A 15,439-nucleotide genomic window follows, 5' to 3' on the forward strand; every position below is an offset into this window, starting at 1 on the left:
GTACCGGGCCTCCGGCGTGCGTGCGAGCGGACTAGACCGCGGCGTGCTCCGCGACGCTCGCCGTCAGGGAGTCACCCTCGACGTCGATCCGCACGGTGTCACCCGCGGTCACCCCGCCCTCGACCACGAGTGTCGCGATGCGGTCGTCGACCTCGCGCTGGATGAGCCGACGGAGCGGACGGGCGCCGTACTCCGGCTCGTACCCGTGCTCGGCGAGCCAGGCGACCGCGGCGTCGGACACCGACAGGACCATGTCCTGTGCGACCAGCCGGAGCGCCGTGTCCTGCAGCAGCAGGGACACGATCGACGCGATCTGGGACCGGTCGAGCTTGCGGAACAGCACGATCTCGTCGATGCGGTTGATGAACTCGGGCCGCATCGCCTCGCGCAGCTTGCCCATGACGCGGGCCCGCAGGTCGTCCTCGGCGAAGCCGTCCGTGGCACCGACCGGGGAGAACCCGAGCGCTCCCGAGCGGGAGGCCAGGAACTCCGAGCCGATGTTCGACGTCATGATGACGACGGTGTTCCGGAAGTCGACCGTCCGCCCCTGCCCGTCGGTGAGCCGGCCGTCGTCGAGCACCTGCAGCAGCAGGTTGAAGACGTCCGGGTGGGCCTTCTCGACCTCGTCGAGCAGGATCACCGAGTACGGGTTGCGACGGACACGCTCGGTGAGCTGGCCGGCCTCGTCGTGGCCGACGTACCCGGGAGGGGCACCGACCAGGCGCGACACGGTGTGGCGTTCGCCGAACTCGCTCATGTCGAAGCGGAGCATGGCGGACTCGTCACCGAACAGCGACGACGCCAGGGCCTTCGCGAGTTCGGTCTTGCCGACGCCGGTCGGTCCGAGGAACAGGAAGCTGCCCACCGGACGACGCGGGTCGCCCATGCCGGTCCGGCTGCGCCGAACCGCCTTGGCGATCGCCCGCACGGCGTCGTCCTGGCCGACGACGCGGTCGTGCAGCTCGGACTCGAGCGCGGCGAGCCGCGTCTTGTCGGCCGAGCCGAGTCGGGTCACCGGGATCCCGGTGGCACGGGACACCACGGCGGCGATGTCGGCTTCCGTGATCGACGTGTCCGCGGATTCCGGACGGGAGGTCTGGCTGGCGTCCGCCGACGAGGCGGCGGTGATCCGGGCCTCCAGTCCGACGATCTCGTCACGCAGGTCGGACGCTTCCTCGTAGTGCTCCTCGGCGACCGCGCTGTCCTTGCGGGCGGTCAGGTCGGCGACCTGGGCCCGCAGTGCCTCGACGTCGACGTCGCCCGACAGGGCGAGGCGGCGGCGTGCACCGGCCTGGTCGACGAGGTCGATGGCCTTGTCCGGCAGGTGCCGGTCGGTCACGTAGCGGTGCGAGAGCTCGACCGCGGCGCGGAGTGCCTCGGGCGTGTAGGCGACGCCGTGGTGCTCCTCGTAGCGCGGGGCGAGGCCGGTCAGGATCGCGACGGCGTCCTCGACGTTCGGCTCCCCCACCGTGACGGGCTGGAACCGGCGCTCGAGCGCGGCGTCCTTCTCGATCCGGCGGTACTCGTCGAGCGTCGTCGCGCCGACCAGGTGCAGGTCGCCGCGGGCGAGCCGGGGCTTGAGGATGTTGCCGGCGTCCATCGAGCCGCCCTCGCCGCCGCCACCGGCGCCGACGACGGTGTGGAGTTCGTCGACGAAGACGATGAGCTCGTCGGCGTACGCCGCGATCTCGTCCATCGCCGTGGTGAGGCGCTCCTCGAAGTCGCCGCGGTACCGGGTGCCGGAGAGCATGCCGGGCAGGTCGAGCGCGACGACCCGCTTGCCCTGCAGCAGGGCGGGGACGTCGCCGTCGACGATGCGCTGGGCGAGGCCCTCGACGATCGCGGTCTTGCCGACGCCGGGCGCACCGATCAGCACCGGGTTGTTCTTGGTGCGGCGGAGCAGGATCTCGACGGTCTGCTCGATCTCGTCGGCGCGGCCGATCACCGGGTCGACGTGCCCGTCACGGGCGCGCTCGGTCAGGTCGGTGCCGAACCGGTCGAGCGTCGGGGTGTCGCTGTCGGAACCGGACTCGGCCGTTCCGGTCGTCGCAGCGGTTCCTGGCATGGAGCGCCCCTCTCGTGCTGCTGCCGCGGCCTGCTGGGCGTAGTCCTGCATGACCTGCGGGGTGATCCCGGCGCTGGCGAGCAGCTGGCCGGTCACGGTCTCCTGGTCCATCACGAGCGCGAAGAAGACGTGCTCGGGGTCGGTGTAGGTGCTGCCGAAGCCCCGCGCGGCCTGCGTCGCCTCGACGAGGATGCGCTGGGCGGTGCCGGTGAGTGCAGGGCTGCCGGTCTGCTCGGCGAGCGGTTCGTGCGCCATCGGCAGGCGCTGCTCGATCTCGTCGGCGAGGCGCTGGGGGTCGACCCCGGCAGAACGCACGACGGCGTCGAACGGTTCGGTGCGGACGAGCACGTGCAGGATGTGCAGTGCGTCGATCTCGCGCTGCCCCTGCGCGAGCGCGAACTCGGCGGTGTGCTGGAGCAGCTCGTGGGTCCGGCGGCTGAGCAGCCGGGTGATGTCGACCGGTCGACCGAACGCGCGGACGCGCTGCTGGTCACCGGTGCGTTGTGCCGCAAGCAGGCGGGCGAGGAACTCGTCGAACGAGTCGTTGCCGCCGGTCGGGCCGAACGTCTCTGGCAAAGGGACCTCCTGGGAACTTGAGTGCCTTCGACTCAATGCAACGCAGGAGGGCCCGGGTCATTCCCGGTTCCGGAATGAACTTGCGGCGACTCGACTCAGGTCCGCGCGATGGGTGCGGAGACCGCCTCGGTGATCCGCGCGAGGTCCGTCGGCGCCACCTCGACGTCGAAGCCGCGACGTCCGCCGGACACGAAGATGCTCGCGTACGACAGTGCTGACTCGTCGAGCACGGTGCGGAGCCGGGTCTTCTGGCCGACCGGACTGATGCCGCCGACCACGTAGCCCGTGCGCTTCTCGGCGAGGGCGGGATCGGCCAACGTCGCCTTCTTGCCCCCGACCGCCGCGGCGATGGCCTTGAGGTCGAGCCGGTTCGCCACCGGCACGATCGCCACCGCCAGTGCGCCGTCGACCGAGACGACCAGGGTCTTGAAGACCTGCTCCTCGCGGAGGCCGAGGGCGGCGGCCGCCTCTTCGCCGAAGTTGGTGGCACTCTCGTGGTGCTCGTACACGTGCGGCGTGTACGGGACCCCGGCCGCCTCGAGCGCGACGGTCGCTGGGGTGCTCGGCGAACCTGCGGTCATGCCGTGATCCTCCCCCGCCGCACCTTCCGGTCCTCGACGGCACGCGGGCGTTACGCTGAACGGACCATGACCGCCGTCCTGCTCGTGCTCCGCGCCACCGCCGCGCTGGTGCTCGGTGACCCCGCCGCGGGGGTCCTGCCCCTGCTGGCGGTGGCGGCGCTCGGACTGACCGCGGTCGCCGTGACCGTGGTGGTCGCACGCCTGCTCGTCGCGGTGCTGGCGGCCGTCATCGGCGTCGGATCGACGTCGATGTCCGATCGGACCGCCGTGCCCGACCTGGTCACCCGCATCGGGTGGAGCCACCCCGACGCCGACGGACACGTCCGCTCGCGGGCACCGGGGGTCGCGACCCCGGCCTGACCACCGACCGGTGGCCGGGCCGCACGCGCACCCCGCTGACCCACCACCGATCGGAACCGTCATGGACCTGTCCACCCTGCCCCTCGTCGGCCCGCTGCTGCACGGCGGCGCGGACCTCGTCGCCGCGCTCACCGCGGCGCTGTCCCCCGTCGCCGGCTCGTTCGCCGCGGCGATCGCCGTCGTGCTCCTCACCCTGGCCGTCCGCCTGGTGCTCGTGCCGCTGTCCGTGCTGCAGGTGCGGGCCGAGCGCGACCGTCGGCGCCTCGCACCCCAGCTCGCGGCGCTGCGGAAGCGGTACGGCCGCGACACCCAGCGCCTGCAGCGCGCGATGCAGCAGCTCTACACCGACGAGAAGGTCTCGCCGCTGGCCGGCTGCCTGCCCGTCCTCGCGCAGGCACCCGTGGTGTCGCTCGTCTACGCCCTGTTCACGCACGCCTCGATCGGCGGCACCGCGAACACCCTGCTGGACGCCACCTTCGTCGGGGTCCCGCTCGGGCACTCCCTGATCGTCACGCTCACGTCGCCGCTGTGGGTGCACGCCTGGGTTTTGCTGGTGTTGTTGGCGGTGCTCGCGGTCGTCGTCGAACTGAGCCGCCGGTCGAACCTGCACTGGAACCCGGTGGCGGCGCCGGAGCCCGGCACGCCCGGGGCCGCCGCGACGGTCGCCGTCGGCCGGTACGCGCCGTTCGTCACGGTCGTGTTCGCGGCGATCGCACCGCTCGCCGCCGCGCTCTACGTCGTGACGAGTGCGGCCTGGACGTACGGGGAACGCGCCGTGCTGCGCCGGGTGGTCCGCTAGCCGCCCTGGCCCTCCTGCTGCGGACCCTGGTCGACCGGGTCGTACTCGGTGCCGCGACCCTGTTCCTCGTCGGCGGTCGGCACGTGGCGTTCGGTGCCGGTCCCGCCGGGGCTGGTCGCGATGTAGTCGGCCTCGCCGGACTGGGTGTCGTGGCTCAGCGGCTCGAGGGTCTCGGCGTCGGCGTCGTGCTGCGGCGTGGGGTCGGTGCTCATGCACCACGCCTACTCCCTCGTTCTGGGTGCGCGCGCACGGCCGGCCGGTGCCACGATGGACCTGTCCACGCGACCGGCAGAGCGGGAGTGCGCATGGCCCACGACGACGTGGCAGCGGAACGGGCACGGCTCGAAGCCGTCGCCTGGGGAGCAGGGTCGAGCCCGGCGGACGCGGCGCGCGCCCGGATCGCGCTGCAGGACCTGGAGCGCGGACAGCGACCGCGCAGGCGCCCGGTCGCGACGGCACGGGATCCACTGCCGGGAGGCCCGGGACCGGCCCGCACGTCGGCCCCGTCCGCAGCGCGGTCGGGTCCAGGGCCCGTGGCCGGGCCAGTGCCGGCTTCTGTACCCGCGCCCGCCGGCGCTGCGGCCGTGCCCGCTGCAGCCGACGCGCCGGAGCCGACCGACGGCGGTGGGGGCGACCACGTCGACGAGGCGCGGGGCGACGGCGGAGTCGAGCCGGGCCTCCAGGCCGTGCCGACCGCTCGCACCCGGTGGCGTCGGTGGCTGTGGACGGAGCGACCACGCGCCTGGATCGCGGGCGGCGCGGCGGCGGCGGTGGGCGTGGCGTTCGCGGCCGGGACGCTCGTCGGGACCGCGCAGCCCGACGTCGCAGCCGCGCCGAGCGTCACGCCGACGGCGGGGACGGTGACGCTCGAGCAGCTGCTCGACGTGCCGCAGACGTACGCCGACCAGCTGCCGGGGCCGGTCGCGGCGCCCGTGAGCCTGCACACGACGCGACTGGTGTTCACGAACCGGGCGCTCGACGGCGGGACCGCCGAGACCCCATGGAACGTCTGGGCCGGCATCGGGACGGACCAGTCGACGATCTGCCTGGTGGCGACGGCGGACCGCATCGAGTCGTCGACGGCGTGCTTCCCGCGGCAGGCGGCGTTGCACGGTTCAGTGTCGATGTCGGCGCAGTCCAGGAGCGGCACGTTGACGATCGAGCTGCGCGGGGGCGGGGTCCAGGGTCGGGTGACGAACGAGTACTGAGCGAGCGGTCGGGAGCTGAGTGTTTCGTTGGAGCGCTCCGACAAATGTGCTGGATGCCCTCGCGAGAGACGTTCCATCGTGCAACACTGGGTGAGCGCACTCGTCGTGGAGTCGTACCCACATCATCCACATCCGCCAGCGAGCGCGCCCCGCAGACCCTCCAGGTCACCGCCGTCAGAACGATCGGCACCGTCGCGCGCTCCACCGTGCCTCGGAGGAGGTCAGCAGCGTGTCCACCAACACCACCACCTCGGCCGTGTCGACCCACACGCGGCCGATCACCGTCACCAGCCAGTCGATCGTCGGCATCGCCGTCCTCGGACTGGCCACGTTCTTCGCCATCACCACCGAGCTCATGCCCGTCGGGCTGCTCGGCACGATGAGCGCCGACCTCGGCGTCAGCGAGGCCACCATGGGCATCGTCATCACCGTGTACGCCGCCGCCGTCGCGATCCTCGCGCTGCCGCTCACCGCGTTCACCGCGAAGCTGCCGCGCAAGACCGTGCTCGTCGCCACGCTCGTCGGCTACACCGTGTCGAACCTGATGGTCGCGCTCGCCCCGTCCTTCGCCGTGGTGTGCGCCGGACGCGTCGTCGGCGGCATCGCGCACGCGCTGTTCTTCTCGGTCGCCTCGGCGTACGCCACCCGGATCGTGCCGCCGCGGCTGGCCGGCCGCGCGATCGCGTTCGTGTACTCCGGTAGCTCGCTCGGGTTCGTGCTCGGCGTGCCCCTCGCGACCTGGGTCGCGCAGCACATCGGCTGGCGCCAGGCCGTGTTCTCCGTCGGGGTCGCCGCAGCGGCACTCGCGGTCGTCGCCCTGCTGTTCCTGCCCGCCGTCCGCGGCGCCTCGTCGCCGCACATCGGATCGCCGAAGGCCTGGGCACGCACCGGGCTGCTGTCCGTCGTGATCGCCGACATGCTGCTCTTCGCCGGGCACTACGTCGTCTACACCTACATCGGGCCGTACGCGATCGACGCCGGGCTCGATGCCGGCATGGTGAGCGGGGCGCTGCTCGTGCTCGGTGGCACCGGTGTCGTCGGGCTCTGGCTCGCCGGCATGTTCGTGGACCGTGCGCCCCGGCAGACCCTGATCGCCTCGGTCGCCGTGATGGCCGTGGCCTTCGCGACGATGCCGTTCGTGCACGGCTCCCTGATCGGGACGATGGTCGTCGCGGGCGTCTGGATGGCCGCGAACGGCACCACGGGCACGCTCTTCATGGCCGCGGCGATCCGCGCCGGAGGCGTCTCCCCCGACATCGCCGGCGCACTGGTGAACGGCGCGTCGAACATCGGCATCGCCGGTGGTGCGGCGTTCGGCGGGCAGGCGCTCGGGATCGTCGGGCTGCAGTACCTGCCGTTCGCCGGCGCCGCGGTGCTCGTCGGGGCGCTCGGGGTCGTCGTGCTGGCGCGCCGCGGGTTCCCGGTGCACTCGCACGCGCAGGAGCACCTGTCGACCTCGTCCATCGAGGCCATCACGTCGTCGCTCGCGGTCGTCACCACGTCGGTGCCGGTCGTCGGGCGGGCGATCCAGACGGTCACGGGGTCGATCGGTGTCGTCACGGGTTCGGTGCGGCGGCCGCGGACGCGTTAGGGGCTGGCGCGGGCGGCGGGCGGTCGGCGCCCGAGCGGCGTGTCGGCCCGCCGAGTGGTCACGACATGCCGTTGGCGTGGCGTCGGGGGCGCTTGAACTGTCGTCTGCGGGGGCGGCGGGCGACGGTTTGTGACCCCTCGGCGGACGCGGGCGGCGTGTTGTGCGACCGCAGCCGCCGCGACCGCGCCCGCGCCCGCCGGGCGGTCAGTCCAGCAGGTGGTCCGTGCGGCGGCGGTTGCGCACCGCGCGGTAGACCAGCAGCGCCGCACCGAGCAGCACCAGCACCCCGGCGGCGATGAGTCCCGGACCGAGGTCGGCCCCCGTGTACGCCAACGGTCCACCGTCCACCGCGTCGCCCTGGCCCGACACCGGCGCGGAGCCCGAGCCCGAGCCTGCAGCGGGGACGGTCGGAGCCGCTGAAGGAGCGCCACTCGGCGACGGTGACGGCGACGGAGCGGGAGCCGGACCCACCGCGGCCCGCACCACGAACGCCAGCGGCGTCGCGGCCCCGGACTCCGGGGTGACGACGGTCGCCGCCTCGGCCCCCTCGACGTCGACCGAGACGACGTACTCGGTCGTGGGCTCCAGGCCGGTCAGGTCGAACGCACCGTCGTCGTCCGTGACGACCGACACAGGATCGCCGGACTGCGTGTCCGTCGGAGCCGCGACGACCTCGACGTCCGGAACGGGCTCGCCGTTTGTGTCGACGACCGTGCCGGGTTGGTCGGTCGTGACCTCGGCTGCGGTTGCTGCGGAGGCGAACGGCAGGTCGGACGAAGCACGCTCGCCGGCGACGGCCGTCACACCGGTGTTCGAGGTCGCCCCGGTCGCCCCCGGCTCGGGACGTTCGGTCCGGACGGTGTACGTGCCCGCCGCGGTGGCGAAGACGTAGCGACCGTCGGCATCGGTCTCCGTCGATGCGACCACGGCGCCCGTGCCGTCGACGAGCTCGACCACCGCGCCGGCGGGCACGGATGCACCGTCGAGCGAGACCGCACCCGCTACCGTCGCCACGACGGCGGCCGGCACATCGATCTCGTCGGGGACTGCCGGTGCCGCGTCGACGTCGCCGGTCGTGATGGTCACGGGCGGCTCGTCGGCGACGGACACGTCGAGGTCGGTGTCCGCCGGCAGGTCCGAGCCGGTGTAGACGCCGTCGCTGTTCGTCGTGGTGTCGACGAGGACGTCCCCGGAGTCCGGGTCGGTGATGACGACCTCGAGGTTTGAGACCGGTCGGCCGTCCTCGTCGACCACGGTGCCGATGACCGACACGGTGTCCTCCGGCGACGTGAACGCGAAGTCGGCCTGCTGGTCCACGCCGCCCGGCGAGCCTGCCTGGGCGAGGGAGACCCTGGTCGGCTGGTCCGGGCCCTCGGCGCCGTCCGGCGGGGTGATCTCGACGCGGTAGTTCGCGATGACCGGCAGCTGCGGGAACGCGTAGGTGCCGTCGGGGTCGGTGGTCGTCGTGGAGACGGTGCCGCGCGGAGCGGTGACGCGGACGATCGCCCCGGGGATGGGGGCGCCGTCGAGGGTCGCCGTGCCGGTGATCGCGGCGGTGCGGTTGGCGAACCAGGTCTGGTACACGGGGAACCCGCTGCGCTGCTGGTACGTGATCGTCAGGCTGGTGAGTGACACGGTCGGCGTGAACCAGGCCGTGGCACCGGCGGTGTCGACCGCGCCGGTGTTGCCCGTCAGGGTCCGGGTGGCCGGGTCCCAGGTGGGCCGGTCCTGGCCGGTCGTGCCGTCGGGGTCGGCGGTGCACGACGGCCCTCCGGCGACGGCGGCCGAGCACGAGTTGTAGGAGCTCACGTAGCCGAGCTGCTCCGCGGTCGCGGCGCCACCCCCGGAGACGGTGGCCGAGATGGTCGCCCGGTCGGCGTCGACGTCGCCGAGCACGAACGACCAGCTCTGGGCACCCGGCGTCGGCTCGGCGAACGTGTAGGTGGTCGTCGATGCCCCGGTCGTGGGCGAGTCGACGTTCGGCCGCTGGTTCATGTAGGTCGTGCCGCGGCTCGTCCCGTAGACCGCGCCCGACGGGGTCGACGCCGACTGCCAGGTCGATGCCCCGCTGACGACGGTCGACTGCCGGGAGTCCGACGTGAAGGTCGTCTCCGGGAACCCATCGAGCGTCATCGTGCCGGTGTAGGCCCGGCTCGCTCCGCTGAGGGTGAAGGTCCCCCAGTTGCCGACCGGCTCCGCCGACGCACTGGTCGCGCCGCCGATCGCGAGTCCTGCTCCGAGTGCGAGGGCCGTCAGCCCTGCCGTGACCGCGCGCCAGCGCCGCATGTGTGCTCCCCCGCTGTGGCGCCGGAGAACCCGACACCCCCTCAGACCATCCAGCGGGCGCGGCTCGTGTCCGGGGCACGACACAAGCAAGAAGGTCCCGCCGAGTGGTCACGACATGCCGCGCGCCGATCGTCGAGTGGCCGAGAAGTGTCGGCTGGAGGCCCGCCGGACGACGGTTCGTGACCCCTCGACGAACACGAACGGTGCGTCAAGAGCCCAGCGCCACCAGGGCGTCGAGCGCCGGCACCTGCCCGGCCACCACGAGCTCCCGCGCCTGGTCGACACCGACCCACCGGGCGTCATCCACCTCGGGCACCTCGACGAACCGCCCCGACCCGCGCGGCAGTTCGAGCCGCACGGTGTTGCTCCGCACGGTGTCGACCGAGAACCCCGACGCCGCGGCCGCGAAGACGCGCACGCGCTTGCCGGATGCCTGCCGGAACTCCCCCAGGTCGGTCAGGTCTGCGGCGCCCACCGGTGCGGGCACGCCGATCTCCTCGGCGAACTCGCGCAACGCGGACGCGTCGGGCTGCTCACCGGCCTCGACCAGGCCCTTCGGGATCGACCAGGCACGCGGCCGGTTCCGCCAGAACGGCCCGCCCATGTGGGCGAGGAAGACCTCGGGCCCGGACGGACCGGTCCGGTGCAGCAACAGTCCGGCGCTCACGACCACGGCCCGAGACTACGCAAGGACCTGCCGGGAGGCCCGGGTCACCGCCGCCGCGCCGCGCACCACCCGACGTGGCCGGGCCCACCGCCGGTTCCCCGGCCCGCGCCGGGAGTACCGTGTGGCGCACGGAGCGCCGTGTGACGCCCCCGGAGGACCTGCGATGGAGGAGGCCGATCGGGATGGACGAACGATGGACGACGGTGACGCTGGCCGCGGACGCCGCGATGCCGCACGACGAGGCCCTGCGGTGGATCGTGTCGCGTGCGGGCAACGGCATCGAGCGGATCCGGATCATCGGTGCGGACCCGGCGATCGAGGGACCCCGACCGGTCGCCGACCGTCTGGCCGAGGCCGCCCGCGCCGCCCTGCCCGGGGTCACCGTCGAGGTGCACCGGCACGCGGGGCCGTTCGCCACCGCCCTGGTCGAGGAGTCGGACGGGGGCGACCTCCTGGTCATCGGCACGTTCCGGAGCCGGCGGGGTTCGACCGCCGGTGGCGACCCGGCACGCGTGGCGGTCCGGGCCGCCGTGCCGACGGTGATCGTCCCCGAGGGGCCGCACCCGATCGACGGCGACGTGGTGCTGGCCGTCGAGGAACCGAACGACGAACGCGCCGTCTCGATCGCCGTCGGCGAGGCCGTCCGGCTGCACCGCCGACTGACGCTGCTGCGGGCGTGGGAGATGCCCGTGCTGACCAGGACCGGGCTCACCGACTTCGCCGAGGACCCCCTGCGGTGGCGCGCCCGGAACGCCGAACTGCTGCAGCGGGTCACCGAGGACCTGACCGCGCGGTTCCCGGCGGTGCGGATCCGGCCGCTGCTCGTCGAGGGACACCCGGGGCACGCAATCGCATCGCGCACCCGGCGGGCGTCGCTCGTGGTGCTCGGACGGGGGCACGTGCGGGTGCTGTCCGGCGCACTGCTGCACGACGTGGTGCGTGAGACGGCCGCACCGGTCTGCGTCGTCCCGCCGGCCGCGCACCCGGACAGCGCGGTGCCGGAAGGGGTCAGCCGGCGAGTTCCCGGATCGCGTCGGCCATCTGGTCGGTGAGGTAGGCGACACCGCGGCCGTTCGGGTGCAGGGCGCCGGCCTGCAGGTCGATGCGTCGCAGGTCGCTCGAGCCGGTCAGGCTGACGCCCGCGACGTACCGCTCGTCCGCCGGGGCGCAGGCCGAGTGGGCCTCGGTGCGGTCGAGGACGTCGACGAACCGGACTCCGGCGGCGTCCGCGGCGGAAGCGGAAACGGTGTCGAGCTCCTCCTGCACGCCGTGCAGGTACGCGACGTCGTCGTCGGTGAAGGGGAAGGTGTCCGACGGGAAGGACCCGGCGAGGGTGCCGAGGTCGAGCGCCGAGCGGAAGCAGCCCTTCGCCGGGGTGTGCTCGGTGTCCGGGAAGATCGCCGGGTACCCGAGGAACACCACGACGGCGTTCGGTGCGGCCCGTTTCACTGCTGCCAGGGTGTCGGCGATCCCGAGCGCGACCCGGGACTGGATCTTGGCGCTGAGTTGGTCCTCACCGTCCTGCACGAGCGTGCTCTCGCACGACGGCGCGTCACGTCCGGAGAACACCGGGCCGTCGGCCGAGATCGCCAGGCACGACGCGGCGGTGCCGAACAGGTCGGCGTCGTTGCCGCCGATCGTCAGGGTCACGAGCCGGGTGCGCGACGACAGTGACTCGATCTGCGGTGGGACGCCGTTGAACTGGTGCCCGGTCGTGACGTCCTCGCTCGTGGCGCCGGCGCACGTGACGTCGGTCAGGTCGAGGCCGAACCGTGCCGCGAGCCGGTGCGGGTAGTCGCGGGCCGACTGCACGCACGCGCTCGTGGGCAGCCGGGTGCGATCGCCGAGCCCGTACCCGGCGGAGTACGAGTCACCGAGCGCGACGTACTCGCTGCCGGGCGGCAGGTCGGCGAGCGATTCGGCGGGGTCGTCCGGCACCGGGTAGGGCTGCGGGACGGGCCACATCGGGGCAGCCGAGGCGGGCTGCACCGAGCCCGGAGCCGCGACCCCCGCCACCACCAGCCCGACGACGGCCACCGCTGCCAGGGCGGCGAGCAGCGTCGTACGGGCGGTGCGGAGCAGTTGCGGCCTCCGGGCGGGTGCGGCGGATCGGTCGGTCGGGTCGGGCGGTGGCGCGGGACGGTGTCAGCGGCGTCCGAGTCGGCGTTCGCCACCGCTGCCGGTGCGGTACTCCAGCCCGTAGTGCTGGAACAGCACCGGCTCGGTGGCGGCGTCGAGCTCCCCGTCGGTCGGGATCGACGGTGCGTCCTTGACGAGCTTCTTCGGGAACGTCACGCGCAGGTGCTTCGGGGCGACGGTCGCGCCTAACAGCGGGACGAAGACGAGCTTGTGGAACCCGACCATGCCGGTGGTCAGGGCACCGAACGCCGGCTCGGACGTGGCGGTGTCGTAGTAGATGCTCTCGAGCGTGCCGACCTTGTCGTCGGCCTCGTCGACGACGGGCAGACCGATCCAGTCACGGATGTTCGCGGCTTCGAACACGAAGGACTCCCTCCGAGCAACCGGCAGGTCCGGGTGGCTCTCGGTCGACGCTACCGCTCGGTCGCCTGAGCGGTCACCCGGAGCCGGTCGACTGCGCCGAGCACGTCGTCCGCGGTGACGGCGAGGATGGCCGGGTCCGGGTCCTCGGCGAAGACGTCGCCGCGGCGCACCGAGGCGTCGGTGAGCACGATGTGCGGGCCGGTCGCGGGCGGACCCCACGCCTCGGGCGGTGCCGGGCCGAACAGCACCACCGAGGGCACCCCGTACGCGGTCGCCAGGTGCGCAGCACCGGTGTCGACCGTGACGACGAGCCGCGCCGCGGCGATCACCGCGGCGAACGCCTGCAGGTCCAGCGTGCCGGCCAGGACCGCCTCCGGCGCCAGGCCGGCCGCGTCGGCGACGGCACGGGCGCGCACGACGTCGTCCGAGCCTCCTGTCAGGACCACGTCGGCACCGCGCGCCCGGAGCCCGCGCACCACGTCGGCGAAGCGGTCGGTCGGCCAGTGCCGCGCACCGTGGAAGGCACCCACGTGCACGACGGCCGCGCCGGCGACCACCGGCGGCTCGGCGGGGCGGTCGATGTGGACCTCGGTCGCGTCCGCGGGGATGCCGTGCCACGTGAGCAGGTCCGCCCAGCGGTCGCGCTCGTGCACGCCGTCGGGCCAATCCGGGCCCTCGTAGTCGTGGGTGGGGTCGGCGTGTCCGATCACCCGGCGCGGGCCGAGCGCGGCGACGAGGTCCGAGGACTCCGGGCCGGCGCCGTGCAGGTTGACGGCGACGTCGACGGCTCCGTGCGGCACCCCGATCGGGTGGTCGAGACCGTGCTGGGCCAGGTGCACGTCCACCGCCGGGACGAGTTCGACGACCGGCTCCAGCCACGCCGTGGTGGCCAGGGTGATGCGGTGGTCGGGGAAGGCACGGCGGAGCGCGTGCAGTGCGGGGACGGCGACGAGCAGGTCGCCGAGCTTGATGGCACGGAGGACGAGCAGTTCCGGGCGTCCGTCGGAGTCGGGCAGTCGTTCGAGTGCGGTCACCGCCGCGACGGTAGACCCGCCACGCTGACGGGGCTGCCGGGACCGCGCTCCGTGGCGCTTCCTGGGGCGGTGCCCGGCCGTCGACCGGTAGTCACGGAGCATGCCCCTCGCACCGGACCGCGTCATCCGCGGCCTGCTCCTCGACCGCGACGACACCCTCGTGGTGGACGTCCCGTACAACGCCGACCCACACCTGGTCGTCCCCGTCCCCGACGCCCGTCGCGCCGTCGAACGGGCACGTGCCGCCGGGATGCTGCTCGGGGTCGTCACGAACCAGTCGGTGATCGCCAAGGGCATGGCCACCCGCGAGCAGGTCGACGCCACCAACGCCCGGGTCGACGAGCTCGTCGGCCCGTTCGACGTCTGGTGCGTCTGCCCGCACGACGCCGGCGACGACTGCGCCTGCCGGAAGCCCCGGCCCGGGATGGTCCTCGACGCCGCCGACCGGCTCGGCATCCCGCCGGAGTCGATCGTCGTCGTCGGCGACATCGGTGCCGACGTGCAGGCCGCCCGGAACGCCGGTGCGCAGGGCATCCTCGTGCCCACCCCGCGCACCCGCCGCCAGGAAGTGGACGCCGCCGAGACCGTCGCCGCCGACCTGGACGAGGCCGTCACCCTGGTGCTCGAACACGTCGGCAGCGTGGCGGACCGGGCGTGAGCGCCGCTCGACGCGTCCTCGTCGCCCGGCTCGACTCGTTCGGCGACGTCCTGGTCGCCGGGCCCGCGGTCCGCGCGGTCGCCGCCGGGGCCGCGCACGTGACGATGCTGTGCGGACCGCAGGGTGCCCCGGCCGCCGACCTGCTGCCCGGCATCGACCGGGTGCGGGTGTGGGCGGCGCCGTGGGTGACCGAGACCGCACGCCCGATCGACGACACCCTGCTCGCCGGGTTCCGCGCGTTGATCGCCGAGGAACAGCCCGACGAGGCCGTCGTCCTGACGTCCTTCCACCAGTCGCCCCTGCCCCTCGCGCTGCTCCTGCGCCTGGCCGGGGTCCCCCGGGTCTCCGGGGCCTCGGTCGACCACCCCGGGTCCCTGCTCGACGTGCGGCTGCGCCCCGGCGAGGACCTGCCCGAGGACCTCCCCGAACCCGAGCGCGCGCTGCGGATCGCCCAGGCGGCCGGGTTCCGGCTGCCGCCGGACGACGACGGGAGGCTCGCGGTGCGCCACGACGCCGTCCTGCCCCCGCCCGTGGCCGGCCTCGACCGCTACGTGGTCGTCCACCCCGGAGCCAGCGTCCCGGCACGGTCGTGGCCGGAGTCGCACCACCGTGCGCTCGTCGCCGCCTACGCCGAGCGCGGCGTCCCCGTCGTCGTCACCGGCTCCCCCGGCGAAGGCACGCTCACCGCAGCCGTGGCGGGCGACACCGGCATCGACCTCGGCGGACGCACCACGCCGGCCGAACTCGCCGCCGTGCTGGCCGGAGCCGAGGTCGTCGTGGTCGGGAACACCGGCCCGGCACACCTCGCCGCCGCCGTCGGGGCGCCCATCGTCAGCCTGTTCTCGCCCGTCGTCCCCGCCGTCAAGTGGGCGCCGTACGCACCGCTCGTCGAACTGCTCGGCGACCAGGCCGCACCGTGCCGACTGAGCCGTGCCCGGGAGTGCCCCGTCCCCGGCCACCCCTGCCTGTCCGGAGTGCGCATCGAGGACGTCCTGGCGGCCCACGAACGGCTGCTCGACCGCGTTTCGCGGACTGATCGGAGAAGTCTGCGGTGCGGCCCAGAAGGCGCTGCGTAGCGTGCGCCACTGCTTCTCCTGCTCCTTCTGCTGCTG

The 15,439-nt window shown here is 73.6% G+C and carries 15 protein-coding genes; 7 read left to right on the top strand and 8 right to left on the bottom strand.

All coding sequences use genetic code 11. The features are described from left to right. Positions 1-31 precede the first annotated feature (31 nt). The gene (locus tag BIU95_RS04980; RefSeq protein WP_071250727.1) at positions 32-2,641 is read right to left on the bottom strand and encodes an ATP-dependent Clp protease ATP-binding subunit; all 2,610 of its coding nucleotides are present in this window, start codon (positions 2,639-2,641) and stop codon (positions 32-34) included. A gap of 95 nt (positions 2,642-2,736) precedes the next feature. Beyond that, the gene (ybaK, locus tag BIU95_RS04985) at positions 2,737-3,222 is read right to left on the bottom strand and encodes a Cys-tRNA(Pro) deacylase (protein WP_042537191.1); all 486 of its coding nucleotides are present in this window, start codon (positions 3,220-3,222) and stop codon (positions 2,737-2,739) included. Positions 3,223-3,288: 66 nt separating this feature from the next. Between ybaK and BIU95_RS04990 the strand changes: the two genes are divergently transcribed. Then, the gene (locus BIU95_RS04990) at positions 3,289-3,582 is read left to right on the top strand and encodes a hypothetical protein (RefSeq protein WP_017887369.1); all 294 of its coding nucleotides are present in this window, start codon (positions 3,289-3,291) and stop codon (positions 3,580-3,582) included. A gap of 61 nt (positions 3,583-3,643) precedes the next feature. After that, entirely contained in the window at positions 3,644-4,381 is a 738-nt protein-coding gene (locus BIU95_RS04995; protein WP_071250729.1) for a membrane protein insertase YidC, read from the top strand. Here BIU95_RS04995 and BIU95_RS05000 read toward each other — a convergent pair. Continuing rightward, positions 4,378-4,593: a hypothetical protein gene (locus BIU95_RS05000; protein WP_071250731.1), complete on the bottom strand. Its 216-nt coding sequence runs from the start codon at positions 4,591-4,593 to the stop codon at positions 4,378-4,380. The genes BIU95_RS04995 and BIU95_RS05000 overlap by 4 nt on opposite strands. Before the next feature lie 372 nt (positions 4,594-4,965). On the opposite strand from BIU95_RS05000, the gene BIU95_RS05005 reads away from it, so the two are divergent. Together BIU95_RS05005 and BIU95_RS05010 are read left to right on the top strand one after the other, a co-directional pair. After that, on the top strand, positions 4,966-5,589 hold the full coding sequence (locus BIU95_RS05005) for a hypothetical protein (protein WP_071250733.1): 624 nt from the start codon (positions 4,966-4,968) through the stop codon (positions 5,587-5,589). Between the two features lie 229 nt (positions 5,590-5,818). After that, a complete protein-coding gene (locus BIU95_RS05010; RefSeq protein WP_071250734.1) occupies positions 5,819-7,180 on the top strand; it encodes an MFS transporter in 1,362 nt (453 codons plus the stop codon). A gap of 204 nt (positions 7,181-7,384) precedes the next feature. Here BIU95_RS05010 and BIU95_RS05015 read toward each other — a convergent pair whose 3' ends face one another. After that, entirely contained in the window at positions 7,385-9,466 is a 2,082-nt protein-coding gene (locus BIU95_RS05015) for a carboxypeptidase-like regulatory domain-containing protein (protein WP_071250735.1), read from the bottom strand. 208 nt (positions 9,467-9,674) lie between these two features. Next, on the bottom strand, positions 9,675-10,139 hold the full coding sequence (locus BIU95_RS05020) for an NUDIX domain-containing protein (protein WP_071250737.1): 465 nt from the start codon (positions 10,137-10,139) through the stop codon (positions 9,675-9,677). A gap of 176 nt (positions 10,140-10,315) precedes the next feature. On the opposite strand from BIU95_RS05020, the gene BIU95_RS05025 reads away from it, so the two are divergent. Continuing rightward, entirely contained in the window at positions 10,316-11,185 is an 870-nt protein-coding gene (locus BIU95_RS05025) for a universal stress protein (RefSeq protein ID WP_017887375.1), read from the top strand. Here the strand turns inward: BIU95_RS05025 and BIU95_RS05030 are convergent. The 3 genes from BIU95_RS05030 to BIU95_RS05040 all read right to left on the bottom strand — a co-directional run bounded on the left by BIU95_RS05030 (position 11,142) and on the right by BIU95_RS05040 (position 13,669). Beyond that, positions 11,142-12,170 carry an SGNH/GDSL hydrolase family protein gene (locus BIU95_RS05030; protein WP_042537179.1) on the bottom strand — a complete coding sequence of 343 codons (1,029 nt, stop codon included), beginning with the start codon at positions 12,168-12,170 and terminating at the stop codon, positions 11,142-11,144. The genes BIU95_RS05025 and BIU95_RS05030 overlap by 44 nt on opposite strands. Before the next feature lie 108 nt (positions 12,171-12,278). Then, positions 12,279-12,635: a PRC-barrel domain-containing protein gene (locus BIU95_RS05035; protein ID WP_071250739.1), complete on the bottom strand. Its 357-nt coding sequence runs from the start codon at positions 12,633-12,635 to the stop codon at positions 12,279-12,281. A gap of 50 nt (positions 12,636-12,685) precedes the next feature. Next, positions 12,686-13,669: a glycosyltransferase family 9 protein gene (locus BIU95_RS05040; RefSeq protein ID WP_056068626.1), complete on the bottom strand. Its 984-nt coding sequence runs from the start codon at positions 13,667-13,669 to the stop codon at positions 12,686-12,688. Between the two features lie 100 nt (positions 13,670-13,769). Here BIU95_RS05040 and BIU95_RS05045 point away from each other — a divergent pair, with 100 nt between their 5' ends. Continuing rightward, a complete protein-coding gene (locus BIU95_RS05045) occupies positions 13,770-14,327 on the top strand; it encodes an HAD-IIIA family hydrolase (RefSeq protein WP_056068625.1) in 558 nt (185 codons plus the stop codon). Beyond that, positions 14,324-15,403, top strand: coding sequence for a glycosyltransferase family 9 protein (locus tag BIU95_RS05050; protein WP_020381112.1), 1,080 nt, complete (start codon positions 14,324-14,326; stop codon positions 15,401-15,403). The genes BIU95_RS05045 and BIU95_RS05050 overlap by 4 nt, the downstream gene beginning before the upstream one ends. Positions 15,404-15,439: the final 36 nt, after the last annotated feature.

Origin of the sequence: Curtobacterium sp. MCBA15_007, assembly GCF_001864905.1 — a bacterium.
GTDB classification, from domain to species: domain Bacteria; phylum Actinomycetota; class Actinomycetes; order Actinomycetales; family Microbacteriaceae; genus Curtobacterium; species Curtobacterium poinsettiae.